Source organism: Butyrivibrio sp. NC3005, assembly GCF_000424545.1.
GTDB lineage: Bacteria > Bacillota > Clostridia > Lachnospirales > Lachnospiraceae > Butyrivibrio.
The window spans coordinates 126,723-141,377 of record NZ_AUKC01000003.1 but is presented as its reverse complement, the minus strand read 5'-3'; the positions used below and the strand labels follow the sequence as shown (position 1 = coordinate 141,377).

Here is a 14,655-nt window from a genome sequence, read left to right as displayed (position 1 = left end):
ATCACTTGATGTAATCAGGTAAACAGTAGTATTAAGAGGTTTTATCGAATGAAAATATCAATTGCATATCCACCACTTGAGAATGTGAAGGGAACACCTCTTCTTGGTCAGAACAGACAGTTTCAGTGGTTTAATTCACCAACATATATTTATCCTATGGTTCCTGCTTACTGCGCTACTTTGCTAAAGAGCAAAGGTTTTGAAGTTCGCTGGGATGATGGAATCGCAGAAGAGAAGACCTATAAGCAGTTTGTAGAGGAAGTTTTGTCAGATGATATCGATGTTATGATGATCGAGACAAAGGCACCTGTTGTCAAACTTCATTGGGAAATCGTGAAAGAGTTTAAGAAGTTGAAACCTTCCATGATAATAGTAATGGTAGGAGATCATGTAACTGCATTTCCGGAAGAAACAATGAATGAATGCCCTGTCGATTATATTCTTACAGGTGGTAATTATGATTTTCTAATGGACAACCTGTGCGAGAATCTTAGGGATAATAACGGAATACTGGATGCAGAGAAGCTTGACTATGGCATTTGGTATAGAGAAAAGGCTGAAGATGGAACTGTAGTAGTAAAGAATACAGGTGCATTTAGATTAAATCAAGATCTGAATTCACTTCCTATGATAGACAGAGATCTTACTAAGTGGAAGTTATATAGTGAGAAAAACGGAAACTATAGCAAGATTCCTGGAACATATACAATGGCAGCAAGAGACTGTTGGCATCACGAGTGTACTTTTTGTAGCTGGACTACATTGTATCCTCAGTACAGCATGCGCTCTCCAGAGAAACTTCTTGATGAAATCGGAGTTTTAATAGAGAAGTATGGCGTAAAAGAGATTATGGATGATTCAGGAGCGTTCCCTATTGGCGAATGGCTTCATACTTTCTGCAAAGGTATGATTGAGCGCGGTTATAACAAGAAGGTTATCATGGATTGTAACATGAGACTGTGCGCACTCTCATTAGAAGAGTACAAGCTCATGAAGGAAGCTGGATTTAGATTTGTTCTCTTTGGTCTTGAAAGTGCTAACCAGTCTACGCTTGATAGAATCGTCAAGAAAGAAAAAATCGAAAACATGGTAGAGAGTCTTCAAAATGCAAAGAAAGCTGGACTTTCACCGCATATTACACTTATGTTCGGATACCCATGGGAAGATGAAGCCCAGGTTCAGAACACAGTAAAACTTGGCAGAAAGATTCTGATAAAGGGCTGGGCACATACGCTTCAGGCAACAGTTCTTATCCCATATCCTGGAACTCCTCTTTATAGAGAGTGTAAAGAAAATGGATGGCTGCTCACAGAAGATTATGCAGAGTTCGATCAGAGAATGCCGGTTATGAAGACACCTATGGGGTCTGAGAAAATACTCGAAGCTGTTCAGTCTGTATATAAAGTTGCATTTAATCCGGAATTCTTATGGAGAAGACTAACTGGCATTAGGAGTTTTTCTGATGTTAAGTTTTATGCAAGAGCAGCTAAACAGGTAATGGGACATTTGTTGGATTTTAGTAAGAAATAATATTATAGTTACTTTTAATTAGGGCTACTTGATTGTTGTTAGGATAGTGCAATAGTATTGCGTCTAAGAATTAGTAGTATAAGTGATTTATTAATTAAGTAACGGAAAAGGAAAATATGGAAGAGAAAAAAGTGCTGTCAGTTACAATAGTAACACCAACGTTTAATAGTATGAGAACTCTGGATAATTATATGGAGGCAATTGTTTGCCAGACTTATCCACATGAAAAAATAGATATTGTTATAGCCGATGGTGGTTCTACAGATGGCACTTTAGAACGTCTTGAAGATTATAAGAAAAAATATGATATTGAAATAAGTGTATTTCATAATAAGCTTCGTACTGCAGAAGCTGGAAAAGCAGTAGGAGTTAGAAAAGCAAAGGGAGATGTGGTTCTTTTGCTTGATTCTGACAATATCATTCCCAAAAAAGATTGGATGGAGAGAATGATGGCTCCATTTGAAGATGAGGAAATAATTGCTTCTGAGCCAATCAAATATACCTACCGTAAAAAAGATAGCGTAATAAACAGATATTGTGCTTTGATAGGAATGAATGATCCGCTTTGCATGTTTACTGGTAATTATGATCGTTATTGTTGCCTTACAGGAAAATGGACAGAAGTTGAAAGAGAAGAAAAAGATATGGGAGATTACCTTTCAATCAAGTTCCGCGAAGATATGATTCCTACAATCGGCGCAAATGGATTTTTTATGCGTACAAAGGAACTTATTGAGAACTTTGAAGGTGATTATCTATTCGATATAGATGTATTATGGGAACTGTTCAAGAAAAATCCTGAACTTCGAGTAGCTAAAGTTAAAACCGGAATAGTTCATTTGTTCTGTCCGGATTTAGCAACATTTAAAAGAAAACAGAATAGAAGAATACAAGATTTTCTGTTCTTTTCTGATAGCAAAGGTCGTAAGTATCCTTGGAGTAAGGTTGGAAAGGGTAAAATTGTTAAGTTTGCACTTTGTTGTATAACTGTTCTTCCTCTTTTATTCCAGTCAATAAAAGGATTTGCATATAAGAAGGATATTAAAGTTTGGTTGTGTCACCCAATTATGTGCTGGATTACATTATGGGTTTATGGAATTGGCACAATTAGAGGTTTGTTTCATAAAGAGGAAGCAGATAGAAGCAATTGGAAACAGTGAGTATGAATATGCGAGTATTAGACTTTGTATGATTATGGATATGATGAATTGATTTAGTTAGAAGAAAATGCTTTATTTGTAAGGACCAAGGGTGTAATTATTCAAAGGACATATAGGTTGAAGATTGTTAAAATATTTAATTTTTTTGCAAAATGAATGTATAAGAGGAATTAAATATAGATAGGGATGGAAAAATGAATTTTTCAAAAGCGGTTGTTATTTATAAAATATCAGATGAAGATGTTTTGTATTTAACTCGAGATGCAGAAATGTTTTCAAAAGTTTACATATATGACAATAGTCCTGAAGTGACGCCACAATCATTAAAAGAAAACTTTAAAGAATTCAATAATATTGTATACATTGAGGATGAGAATAATAATGGATTAGCAAATGCTTATAATGTTGTCATAGAGCGGGCAATAAAAGATAAGATGGATTTTCTTATGTTAATGGATCAAGATAGTGATTTAGACTTATTATCAGTTGAATTATTGCAAAATTTTTGTTTGTATAAAGATATACGACGTATTGCGCTTGTTTGCCCATTCGTGCAAGATTGGGATGGGAAATTTGATAACAAGAAGTCAAAAAAAGTTTTTTGGGCAATTAATTCTGGAACGGTTTTGAATTTGAAAATAATAGAAAAAGAGCAGTTGCGATATGATTTGAATTATTTTGTTGATAGAACAGATTTGGATTTCTGTAAGCAGGTAAAAAGAAAACATTATGAGATTTGGAAGGTTGGAGGAACTCATTTGCATCAAAAAGTTGGATATTTGGTAAATGGTCAAGCAGTTCATTCTCCGATTCGACATTATTATATGGAGAGAAATCGTTTATACTATAATTATAAGTTTTATTCACTTCCAATCAGATGGATGTTGAATGTTTTAGAAAGTGCACGACATTATTATTATATTTGTATGACTGATCCAAATAATAAATATGAAAATAAAAAAATGTTTAAAAGAGGGATTATGGACTATTTTAAGGGAATAACAGGAAAAGTTTAAGGTAAATGTAATATGCTGAGTAATAGATTGTTGAGTTCTACAAAAAATTTTATTTGGTCTTTTTGCATAGCTTTAGTATCTTCTTTTTTCTCTGAGTTAGGGGAGTTGTCATCCACTTCCTAAAGGTGGTGAGATTATTACCAAGGGGACGGTGACAAATTTGAGCTATAACAAATATCCAATAGAAATGAAAGAAGTAATAGTAGCCAGGCTTCCTGAGGAAGACGTTATTGTAATGGATATCCAGAAGGAAACAGGTATAGGGATTAACACTCTGTACAGATGCGAGATGAAGCGATGAATAAGAAGGGGGTTATCACCAACAACAAAGTATAAAAATGCTGACAAGTGGAGTAGCTAGGATAAATTTACAGTTGTCTTGGAAACAGCCATTCTTTGATAAAAGGTAATTACTACTATCTGTATCTGTTTTCAGATCTTTTCAGCAGAAAGATAGTCGGCTGGGAAGTTTATAATCTGGATTGGCAGACTTGGCAAAAGAAGCAATAAAGCGCATATACAGAGAAGAAAAGATATACATGAATAAAGAACCGCTTGTGCTTCACTCAGATAACGGAAGCCAAATGAAGGGAGTCACGATGCTGGAGACACTCTATGCACTTGGAATTACACCTTCAAGCAGATCAACACAAATACATGCAGGTTTAGACAGAGGTATCCTTCTAAAACAAATAGAGATCTATGAATAGGCTAGAGCAGCACATCTTTAACGATGGACGAGAAACAAAATAAAATGGGACTACAGCGATACAGAATGGCTGAATCCTAGGCAAGAAAAAGAAATTAAAAACGAGGCAGAAGCCTCATAGTAAATAAGGAAAGGAATACGGGGAGGGTGACAACTACCTTAAAAAATTCCGAGGATTAATGAAATGAATAATATTAGAGCAAGAATAAAGGAAATTATCCGATCAGGTGGAGTCGAAAAGGTGACTTTTGAATACATAATAGATGTTGCTAAGAGACTTATTGAAGGCCAAAAAGATATAGTTTTTAAATATAATAAAAAAAATAATAAGCTGAAGATAAAGCTTTATGGAAATGTAAATGATAGAGAGTGTAAAACGGCTGAGATGCTATTAGCAGCATTTGAAAAAGTTCATTATGAGTTAAACGGCAATATATATATGAGAATTAGTTGCCATGATATATGCAGAGTAAGAAATAGGAAGTTTTATACTTATAGTAGAAAAAAAAATAATAAGAATTTTGAATTAATACCTGATTATAATTTCATTAATTGGAAAGAAAGTGGTATAGAAGATTATAATATTTTAATAAACGATATCTTGAATTCATCTAAAATTGATCCGATAATCGATAAGCTATTTTGGATAGGTAATCCAAATAACAATTATAAAAGGCAAAAATTGTTAGAAATGGCTAATGATGATTGTAGAATGGATATTAGATCAAGTCTTACATCTGAACATGTAAGTATGAACGAACTGACGAAGTTTAAATATCTATTAGATATAGAAGGCATTTCGTGGTCATCAAGACGAAAGATTTTATTGTTTACGGGACGGCCATTATTTATTGTTGAGGATGAATGGGAAGAGTTTTTTACAGATAAATTAGTTCCATTTGTGCATTATATTCCTGTTAAGGCAGATTTATCTGACTTAACAGAACGGTTAGACTGGGCAGAAAATAATTATAAGAAGGCTTGTGAGATTGGCCATAATGCACAAGAGTTTGCTATTAATTATTTGACTAGAGAGAAAGCCGTGGATTATTTGGCATCACAATTAAAAAAAATAGTGAACAGTTGATTCAAATGAGGTATTATTATCTGATATGAATAGTAAAAGAATAACGAGTTCTATAAAAGGATTTGTTTCATATATATATATTACAATAGTAACAACAATTTTACCTTTTATTGTGCGAACACTCATAATTCATTATATAGGGATGGAATATGCAGGTGTCGGTAATTTATTTTCTTCGATATTAAGTATTATTAATATGGCAGATTTAGGGATCGATTCTGCTATTCTGTTTTACATGCATAAACCATATGCAAATGGGAATATTATTCAAATAAAAAGGTTGCTTAATATTTTTAGAAAATTTTACTTAATGGTAGGCTCCTTTATAATTCTGTTTGGAATAATAACAATACCATTTATACATAAGTTTATTTTGAATAGTCAGTATCCATCTGATGTTAATCTAGAAATTATTTATTCATTATATTTACTAAGCTTTGCTATTCCATATTTGTTTGGTAGCTATAAAATAGTTATTTTTAAAGTGGATCAAAGAGCAGAGTTTGCTTATTTCTTTGGTGGAACTGCAGCAGCAATAATGTATATTGTTCAAATGGTAATAATTGTTTTTTACAGAGATTTTTTTATTTATTCGTTGGCGATGTTGGTTGCACCTATTATAAATATAATCTTTATAAATATTTGTTTTTATAAGAAGTATACTATATATAAGTCTGAAGGTAATATTGAAAAATCTTTTATTCCTCAATTTATAAAAAAAGTATCAGCAATAGGTCTTAGCAAAATAAGAACAATGTCAAGAAATTCGTTTGATTCAATTATTATTTCATCGTTTGCTGGATTGATTTTATTGGCACAGTATCAGAATTATTATCTACTAATAAGTGTTGTTGAAATGGTTATTGCTTCCGTGAAAAATGCAATCATACCAAGTTGGGGAAATGGAGTTGCTTTAGAATCTAAGGAATCGAATTATGGAGTTTTAAAAAATTACACATTTATCATAGGCGGAGTTTCAACTGTATGTGCTTCAGTACTATTGAATTTATACCAACCTTTTATTAAATTATGGGTTGGTAGTAAGTATTTATTGCCATATTATACGGTTGTATTATTCTGTTTTTATGCTTATATAAGAAGCATGGCTAGTATATGTGAAACATTACGCGAAGTTACAGGAATATGGTGGGAAGGATCTTATTTTTATATAATAGATGTAGTTGTTAATATATGTTTAGATATTGTATTGGTAAGAAAAATAGGAATAGCTGGAGCTATATTAGCGTCTATAATAACACTTTTATTCATAAATATACCTTCAGATATTTATTATATATTTAAATATTATTTTAAAATGCAATTAAAATCTTATATTCTTATTTTGATAAAAAGTTTTGTTTGTACATTTTTAGTGGTTTTTATATGCTATTATGCTTGCCAAAAAATTGTGGTTTTAAATTTGTTAGGTCTACTATTAAAAATGCTGTTATCAGCAATAGTATCATTGTTGTTATATATATTACTTAATTTACGAAACAAAGAATTATATAGTTTCTTGAATATAATAAAAAAATTTTTGAAAATGATATAGATACTAATAGAGAGATAATGTTTAAAAAGATATCTAGGAAATATATAGAAGCATATATGATTAAGCAAATTAGGAAGTATTTTATAGATTACATTGGGATAAGAATTAATGAACCATGGTATTCTGGCATAATAAATGTATATAATTTTTTTTATAGCTTTTTTCATAAAGAAAAATACATAATTATGGAACGGATAATCCTAATGAAGTTTTGTATATTACCGGACAGTAATATGAAAGTAGCTGTGAGATAGATTATGTGAAGTATTGATATAGTTTCATATGGATGTTTAAAATTCATTTTCTATAAGTATAGTTAAGAACTCAGTGAACTTATTTATTAGTACAGAATAGGATACAATTATGAATGAAAGAAGAATAAATATATATTTTCAGAGTGGTGATAATTTTGCATTTATGCTAGGAACAGCAATTACATCGTTATATTTAAATGCAAGTAAGGAATATTTTTACAATATTTTTATAGCTTCTGGAGATATGACGGATGAGAATAAAAGAAATTTTTACGAATTAAAAAAGAACTTTTCTGATATTCCGTCTGAGATTACATTTATAGATGCATCTTCGTGGGAAAATGAAATCAAATCATGGGGAGTGCCAGCACATAGGAATAATTATGTCACATATTATAAGTTGCTTATTGATAGGTATTTTGCTAACACAGATGTGGATAAACTTATAAGTATAGGTACTGATACGTTAGTAACAGGTGACTTGCATGAACTTATAGATTTTGATTTTGAAGGTCATCCAATTGCTATGAATTGGTCAGAAAAGCTTTATGAACGTAGATTTAAGCGTTCTCATAAGTATTGTGTTGCTGAAATGGTTTATTTTAATCTTGAAGAGTGGCGCAATAAAAAATGTGAGGAGCGTTTGATTTCTAGAATTAAAAAGTATGGGGATATCTACGGATCAAAAGATCAGGGACTTCTTAACACTGAATTTCAAAATGATATGGCACAATTGCCTTTAAAGTATAACATTTATGGCATAACATATTATTTTGAGTGGAAAAATAAGCTTAGGTTTAACAATGCACCTGTTATGACGAAAGAAGAAATCAAAAGTGCGTATGATAAGCCCGAAATAATACATATTCCACAGACTTTTGTTTTTAGACCGCATGAAAAAAATTCATTACATCCTTTGAAAAAAATGTGGTGGGACTATTGTCGTACGGAACAAAATCCCTGGAATAATATAGAGGAATATCCATCTCCGAAAATGGGGAGCAAAGAGAAGTTTTTGAGGTTCTTATATGTTAATTTACCTAAGGAAATGGCAGAATGGGTTTTTATCGTTTTTAGACATGGGTACGGATGGATGAATTCTGTTCTTTTTCCTTATCATGATTCATATCAGGAGGGGATAAAACAGATATACAACTAATAGTAAAAAAATAACGTGATAATAATATGGACAAGACAATGGGTAAAGAAAAATATATTACATATTCAAAGGCTATAGCAGCTATAAGTGTTGTTTTATATCATACATGGGGGAGTATGAGTATAAATCCTGAAGTGTTAGGTAAAATACTATTGTTCTTTTATACAACACATGTTCCTACATTTATGTTGATTAGCGGCTATTTATATTCAAAATATACAGTAAGACATGAACTAAAATATAGGATTTATAAATTGTTGAATTTGTTTTTGAGCTTTATAGCATATATTTTTATATTGTCATTATTTAGAATAGTGCTGTATAGCATTGGTGATTCTGGAAAAAGTTTGAAAGAAATATTTGTTCTTACTGCTCATAATATGTGGTATTTTCCAGTGTTATGCATTTCAATTGTTCTGTTGGAAATTATAAGAAAACTGGATAAGGGAAGAGTAGTAGTTTTTCTGAGTGCTATTCTTATTTTGTCATTTACTGATATTATTTTGTTATATAAGCTTCCTTCAGTTGGGAAAATATTAGTTTACATTATGATATTTTTGATTGGCACACTTTGGAGCATAGACAGAAATAAAGCAATAAGTTGCATTTCAATAAACATGGTAATGTGGTTATTTTTCGTTTTCTTTTTTAATATTGTCGATATTAGTAGTGAGGGTAGTAGTGGATTAGAGTTGTGTTTTATGATGTTAATGACAGTTTGCGGTGCAAGCTTGATTCCAGCAATTGTTTTTCTTGTTATAAATAGTTCAAAATCAAAAGAAGCAAACATAAATGCATTGGACAGGGTGTTATCTGTAATATGCAAGAATACGCAATTGATATACTTCTTTCAATTTTTTATTATAATAATCGTGGAATTTCTTCGTGATAAGGAAATAGTTGAATGTTCTGTAATAAATTGTTTACTATACAGTTTGTTATGTTTTAGCTTTGCTCTTATAATGTCAAATAATGTATCAAAGAAATCATGGCTTAGTAGAATATTTTTAAGTCCAATTACATATCATTATTAAAGAATTGGAGAGAATTAGAAGATGAATATTATATATGCAACTGATGATAATTATTCTTTTTTGGCAGGTGTTTCGATAGAATCACTGTTTGAGAATAATAAAGATGCAGGTGAAATAAATGTATATATTTTAGATGATGGAATAAGTGACAATAATAAAGAGCAATTAAAATTGGTTTCTAATAAGTATGGTCGGAACTTGTTCTATGTTAATGTCAAAGATTTTATAGAGCAAATCAGCAGTATTACTACAGTTTCATATAATTTAGAAAATAAAATTAGTTTTACAGCATATGCTCGATTTTTTATAGATAAATTATTGCCAAATTTAGAAAAGGCGATATACATTGATTGTGATACTTTGGTAGTAGGAAATTTAAATAATTTATATGAATATGAAATTCCGATTGAATATACTTTAGGAATGGCAGTAGATTGTACACAGAGGGAATATGTTAAATCCTTAGAAATTCCTGAAAACTCATTATATTACAATTCTGGCGTTATGTTGATTAATATTGATAGGTGGAAAAAAGGTAACTATACAGATAAGATTTTAAAACACATGAAAGAAGTTAGAGGAAATTATCCTCTTGTAGATCAGGATATTATCAATGTTGTCTTGAATAAGTACATTTTTAAGATTCCGCTTTGTTATAATGTTCAATCTCCTAATTTTATGTATAAGACATATAAATCTATATGTAGAGCATATGGATTAGAGGAGAAAAACTATTACTCAAAAGAAGAACACAAGATGGCTTTGAGTAAACCTGTAGTTGTTCATTTTAGTGGAAGTTCATTTATTAGACCATGGTACTGTAATAGTAATCATCCGATGAAAAAAATATATATGGATTATTATCAAAATTCTGTTTTTTATGATGAGAGTTTTTATAACAGTAACAAGTATAATGCCAATAAGTCTGTTGTGATACGCTATTTAATGTACAAGTTGCTACCTAAATCTATTAATGGGATAGTGTCTGGATTTTTTTTGAAAAAATGGATTCAGAAGACTTATTTGAGTGGTAAAACAGTTTGAGTAGGAAGAAAAAATGGCATGTGTGAAAAAAATGGCGAATTAGTTAATGCAAGTAAAGATTGTTTTTTAATACTTTTGTTTTGGAAGATATATGTAACTCGTAAATAGTTAGACAAATGCCCCATTTATTTTGAGGTGAACATTAACCAAAAGAATAGAGAGTAAATTATGGGATTATATGTAAATCCAGGAAAACAAAGATTTCAAATGGCACTTAATTCGGATATATATGTAGATAAGACATTAATGATAACTTATCTGAATTCTGTTTTGAATACTAATCAAAGGTATATCAGTATCTCAAGACCTAGAAGGTTTGGTAAGACTATGGCTGTAGATATGGTCTGTGCCTACTATGATAGGACGACAAGTAGTAGAGAAATCTTTGAAAACACAAAATTATCCCAAAATGAATCCTGTGATGATAAATCATGGGATAAATATTTACAGAAGTTTGATGTAATACGTCTGGTCATGACTGATTTTATAAGAAAAGATTCAACTGTAATTGATTCAATGAATTTAATCAGAAAGAGAATAATGGCGAATTGGTTAATGCAAGCAAAGATTATAAACATCATTCATGCTATATTAAGCGTTTTTAATAATTGAATAATTGAAAGAAATCAGGAAATAATATGCCCAAAAAGATAACTTATGAAGAAATAATAAAAGGGCACCATTTTTCTTCATATACCAAAGAAGCTGCCTATATTTTATCAAAGATAGAAAATAAAGAGATTATTCCCATAAAAAAATCTCCGACAAATGGGAAGAAACCAGCTCTTCCGCTTAGATATTGGAAGAATGAGGATGAAACGGATTTTACAGATTTAGAGAACGAGCTTAGGTTTTCAATTTCTACTAGAATTAACATTGATTATTATTTGAAACACTTGGATGTTTATCTTCTTGAACGTGGTTTTGTTCTGGCGTTAAGCGATTACTTGGAGAATTCAGCAGACGAGCTTAGTATAATGATGTCTGTCAATGAAAGAAGTTTTGCGATATGGCAGAGGGAGAAATTTCTTTCAGGCATAAAGGAAAATGGAATATCTGCTGCAAGAGTTCTAACGCATTGTAATATGTCAGTTTCAGATTTGAATGTGTATCAGACAGCGGAGCCACTTGCGTATTTGTCAATATCCAAAGAAGAACCGCAAAATATTCTGATTTCAGAAAACTTAGATCCGTTTTATGGGATGAGGAAGTTTTTGATAGAAAATGAGAATATAAGTGAAGTGTTAGGGAAAAAGATAGGAACAATTGTTTATGGTGGAGGTAAAAGGGTTAGTAGAGCATTTAAAGACTTTGAATTTTTCACTGAGCCATATATGAGAAATAAACAGAATACTTTTTTATATGCAGGTGATTTAGATTATGAAGGAATCAGTATCTTTGAGAACTTTGCTAAGGCTTTCAAAGGAAGGTTGAATATAGTACCGTTTACAGCACTTTACGAGAAAATGTTGCAAAAAGCGCTGCAACTTAACAATCTTCCTTCTATGAAAGAGGGACAGGTTAAGGTTGACGGTACTGATTTTTTCGCGTATTTTAATAAAGACTATGTCGAAGCTGTACAAAGCTTGCTAAAGTCAAATCACTATATACCACAAGAAATATTGTCAGTGCAGGATTATACCTTATGAAATATGATTTTTTGGCCAATTTTCCAAGAAGAATGCGTAATGTAGGCCTATATTCTATATTGATTCAGAACATTGTTCAGAAGAATACCTGGATAAAATATAATGTTAAGAAATCTGATGAGCAGATAAATATTACATTTACTGTGATGCTCTTTTTAATGGAAAACTCGTTAAAGGAGACTCCATGTACAATTGATGATATAGCTGCATATTTGGATTCTTTATCAGAATATTGGCCCGACAAGAATTGGAATTTCGATGAATGTAGGCAGCTTTCTATATTCATTTTAAATACTATTCTTAGTAATGACGGTGTAATGCGCACTTTTGATGGCTATGATTTTGATGAAAAAGAATACAAGCTTATTCCTATTAGATATATAACAAATGAAATTGTCTATATGAATGGAGATATCAAGAGAACATCTTACAAGCTTACAGAAGATGGATATAATCTTCTTCTTTCGACTTTGGAAATTGAAAATAATATGCGTCTTACTATTCAGGAACTGTTATTCCAAATGCATTTAGAAAAGCAAAGTTATGATAAGGCAGTAGATGATGTTAAAGAGATTTTTAATGAGTTAAGAATACAAGTTCAGCGGGCAAGAGATGCTATGCGCAGGATAAGGAGAAATGCCCTTGACTACTCTGTCACTGAATATGAGCAGTTATTACATGAAAATCTCGATTCGATAGCATCATCAAGACCACGTTTCGAAGCTTTTAGAGAAATGGTCACTAATAGAAAAGAGGAGCTTGAGAATACGCACATAAATATCAGGGAGTTAGATAAGACGGAAAAAGAGAATCTACACAATCTTGGTATAATAAATTCGTATCTTGGACATGTACTTGAAGAACACCAAAATGTACTAAATAGTTATTTTGATTTAAAAGATTTATATTCGGCAGAACTTGAAAACATGTCTAAGGCTTCTATGATAAGGCGTTTTTCTTTCCGAAAAGAAGTATACGACAAAGTGTTGGAAAGACCAGAAATTCTGGGAGATTTTGACAACTTTCTATCACCTCTTTTTTGCGGAGATCCAAGCCGAATATACAACTTATCAACAGCTGTGCAGCTTCAAAAGCCTTCTTCTAAAAAGTGTGATGAAGATGAGGCTTTGGAGGTTTTGTTCGATGAAAAAGCTTGGGAAGAGGAACAGGAAAGAATTAGACTCGAGAAGAGAAAAAAGTATTATTCTTGCATGAATTTTGTTATTGGTAACGCATATAGGAGTGGCAAGATTCGTCTTTCGGAGTTAAAAAGCATAGCTCAGAATAAGGATGCATTTGATGAGCTGATTCCAACTGTAGATGTTTTCAAGGAAGTGATGGTGGAATTGTTAAAGGCTGCAGAACTTGATATTGATAGTCTTAGGAAAGAGAAAAGCTTTTATATAGATGATAGTAAAGATACTTTTGAAGCTAATATTATGCTTCTTGAGATATTAGACGAGCTTGATGATGCTCAGAAAGTAAAAAAAGTCTATGTGTACAGAATAGGTAATCAGCAAGTATTGTTTGAAAATGTTTATTCAAATGAGCATTTACTTAAGACAATAAGGTGTTCTGAAGTGGAGATAGTACTGCTTTAAAGTATTTATCGTGGAAAACGAGAAATTTTGTCCTGCTAAGCAGGATTCTAGTCAATTTCATTCAGAAACTCGCATTTACTGCGAGTTTCGTGAGAACAAAAATCTATAATTATGTACATTTTAAAGAGGTTTTAGTATGGCATATGATATGGAAACAATACAATTAAGTCAGGAAATTTTCTATCATCTGTTGAAATATCACGAGTTAAAAGTAGATACAGATGAGCGTTTGTATAGGTTATATGTAGAAAATGAAGAGATACAGAATATAGTTAAGAGTCAGGGAGAAATCGCAGAAAGTCATATCGAGCGTTATGGAAATGTGATTTATTTAATTCCAGAAGAAGGAAATTCCTGTCTTGGCTTTACTAAAACTATGCTTAAGAAAATGTTGTGTAAATCGGGTGGAACAGATAAAGATTATTATCTGTCTCAGTTTGTGATACTGGTACTATTAATTGAATTTTATGATGGTCAGGGACTTAGTAGTAAGACTAGAGAATTCTTGCGTGTTGGAGAACTTCAAAACAGTATTTCGGCAAGGCTTAAGGAAGGCTGTGAGAAGATGTCAGATGAGGATGAAGAAAAAGTCGGAATAGCCTTTCATGATATGCAAGCAGCATATGAAGCTTTAAGGTCTGATGAAGATGGAAGAAAACTAAAAACCACTAAAGAGGGATTTATTCACAATATTTTGATTTTTCTCCAGAAGCAGGGATTAATTGATTATGTTGAACGTGATGAAATGATTTTTACCACGGTTAAACTTGATCATTTCATGGATTATAATATCTTGAATGAGAATAACTATAAGAGAATACAAGATATTTGTGCATCATTTAGAACAAAGTGACAGGAGA

The 14,655-nt window shown here is 31.5% G+C and carries 14 protein-coding genes; all 14 read left to right on the top strand.

The window, feature by feature from the left end:
- Positions 1-48 precede the first annotated feature (48 nt).
- Positions 49-1,530: a B12-binding domain-containing radical SAM protein gene (locus G634_RS0100575; RefSeq protein ID WP_026503659.1), complete on the top strand. Its 1,482-nt coding sequence runs from the start codon at positions 49-51 to the stop codon at positions 1,528-1,530.
- Between the two features lie 116 nt (positions 1,531-1,646).
- Positions 1,647-2,690 carry a glycosyltransferase gene (locus tag G634_RS0100570; RefSeq protein ID WP_026503658.1) on the top strand — a complete coding sequence of 348 codons (1,044 nt, stop codon included), beginning with the start codon at positions 1,647-1,649 and terminating at the stop codon, positions 2,688-2,690.
- A gap of 194 nt (positions 2,691-2,884) precedes the next feature.
- A complete protein-coding gene (locus G634_RS0100565; RefSeq protein ID WP_026503657.1) occupies positions 2,885-3,706 on the top strand; it encodes a glycosyltransferase in 822 nt (273 codons plus the stop codon).
- Positions 3,707-3,866: 160 nt separating this feature from the next.
- Positions 3,867-4,007, top strand: a complete 141-nt coding sequence (locus G634_RS21040; RefSeq protein ID WP_155830470.1) for a hypothetical protein — start codon at positions 3,867-3,869, stop codon at positions 4,005-4,007.
- A 181-nt stretch (positions 4,008-4,188) separates the two neighbouring features.
- Positions 4,189-4,416 (top strand): hypothetical protein, encoded by a 228-nt coding sequence (locus G634_RS0100555; protein ID WP_026503656.1) that lies wholly within the window; start codon positions 4,189-4,191, stop codon positions 4,414-4,416.
- 183 nt (positions 4,417-4,599) lie between these two features.
- The gene (locus tag G634_RS0100550) at positions 4,600-5,502 is read left to right on the top strand and encodes a glycosyl transferase family 90 (RefSeq protein WP_026503655.1); all 903 of its coding nucleotides are present in this window, start codon (positions 4,600-4,602) and stop codon (positions 5,500-5,502) included.
- A 25-nt stretch (positions 5,503-5,527) separates the two neighbouring features.
- On the top strand, positions 5,528-7,054 hold the full coding sequence (locus tag G634_RS0100545) for a lipopolysaccharide biosynthesis protein (RefSeq protein ID WP_026503654.1): 1,527 nt from the start codon (positions 5,528-5,530) through the stop codon (positions 7,052-7,054).
- A 363-nt stretch (positions 7,055-7,417) separates the two neighbouring features.
- Positions 7,418-8,467, top strand: a complete 1,050-nt coding sequence (locus G634_RS0100535; protein ID WP_026503652.1) for a glycosyltransferase family 8 protein — start codon at positions 7,418-7,420, stop codon at positions 8,465-8,467.
- Between the two features lie 26 nt (positions 8,468-8,493).
- The gene (locus tag G634_RS0100530; RefSeq protein WP_026503651.1) at positions 8,494-9,501 is read left to right on the top strand and encodes an acyltransferase family protein; all 1,008 of its coding nucleotides are present in this window, start codon (positions 8,494-8,496) and stop codon (positions 9,499-9,501) included.
- A 21-nt stretch (positions 9,502-9,522) separates the two neighbouring features.
- On the top strand, positions 9,523-10,545 hold the full coding sequence (locus G634_RS0100525; RefSeq protein WP_026503650.1) for a glycosyltransferase family 8 protein: 1,023 nt from the start codon (positions 9,523-9,525) through the stop codon (positions 10,543-10,545).
- 168 nt (positions 10,546-10,713) lie between these two features.
- Positions 10,714-11,157 carry an AAA family ATPase gene (locus G634_RS0100520; protein WP_026503649.1) on the top strand — a complete coding sequence of 148 codons (444 nt, stop codon included), beginning with the start codon at positions 10,714-10,716 and terminating at the stop codon, positions 11,155-11,157.
- Positions 11,158-11,183: 26 nt separating this feature from the next.
- A complete protein-coding gene (locus G634_RS0100515; protein ID WP_026503648.1) occupies positions 11,184-12,194 on the top strand; it encodes a Wadjet anti-phage system protein JetD domain-containing protein in 1,011 nt (336 codons plus the stop codon).
- Positions 12,191-13,795, top strand: coding sequence for a hypothetical protein (locus tag G634_RS0100510; RefSeq protein ID WP_026503647.1), 1,605 nt, complete (start codon positions 12,191-12,193; stop codon positions 13,793-13,795). The genes G634_RS0100515 and G634_RS0100510 overlap by 4 nt, the downstream gene beginning before the upstream one ends.
- Before the next feature lie 136 nt (positions 13,796-13,931).
- Positions 13,932-14,648: a DUF6063 family protein gene (locus G634_RS0100505; protein WP_026503646.1), complete on the top strand. Its 717-nt coding sequence runs from the start codon at positions 13,932-13,934 to the stop codon at positions 14,646-14,648.
- The last annotated feature ends 7 nt before the right edge of the window (positions 14,649-14,655 follow it).

Excerpts from the sequence above, each read along its gene's own strand:
- G634_RS0100575 (WP_026503659.1), top strand. The coding sequence starts at position 49 with ATGAAAATATCAATTGCATATCCACCACTTGAGAATGTGAAGGGAACA.
- G634_RS0100570 (WP_026503658.1), top strand. The coding sequence starts at position 1,647 with ATGGAAGAGAAAAAAGTGCTGTCAGTTACAATAGTAACACCAACGTTT.
- G634_RS0100565 (WP_026503657.1), top strand. The coding sequence starts at position 2,885 with ATGAATTTTTCAAAAGCGGTTGTTATTTATAAAATATCAGATGAAGAT.
- G634_RS0100550 (WP_026503655.1), top strand. The coding sequence starts at position 4,600 with ATGAATAATATTAGAGCAAGAATAAAGGAAATTATCCGATCAGGTGGA.
- G634_RS0100545 (WP_026503654.1), top strand. The coding sequence starts at position 5,528 with ATGAATAGTAAAAGAATAACGAGTTCTATAAAAGGATTTGTTTCATAT.
- G634_RS0100535 (WP_026503652.1), top strand. The coding sequence starts at position 7,418 with ATGAATGAAAGAAGAATAAATATATATTTTCAGAGTGGTGATAATTTT.
- G634_RS0100530 (WP_026503651.1), top strand. The coding sequence starts at position 8,494 with ATGGACAAGACAATGGGTAAAGAAAAATATATTACATATTCAAAGGCT.
- G634_RS0100525 (WP_026503650.1), top strand. The coding sequence starts at position 9,523 with ATGAATATTATATATGCAACTGATGATAATTATTCTTTTTTGGCAGGT.
- G634_RS0100520 (WP_026503649.1), top strand. The coding sequence starts at position 10,714 with ATGGGATTATATGTAAATCCAGGAAAACAAAGATTTCAAATGGCACTT.
- G634_RS0100515 (WP_026503648.1), top strand. The coding sequence starts at position 11,184 with ATGCCCAAAAAGATAACTTATGAAGAAATAATAAAAGGGCACCATTTT.
- G634_RS0100510 (WP_026503647.1), top strand. The coding sequence starts at position 12,191 with ATGAAATATGATTTTTTGGCCAATTTTCCAAGAAGAATGCGTAATGTA.
- G634_RS0100505 (WP_026503646.1), top strand. The coding sequence starts at position 13,932 with ATGGCATATGATATGGAAACAATACAATTAAGTCAGGAAATTTTCTAT.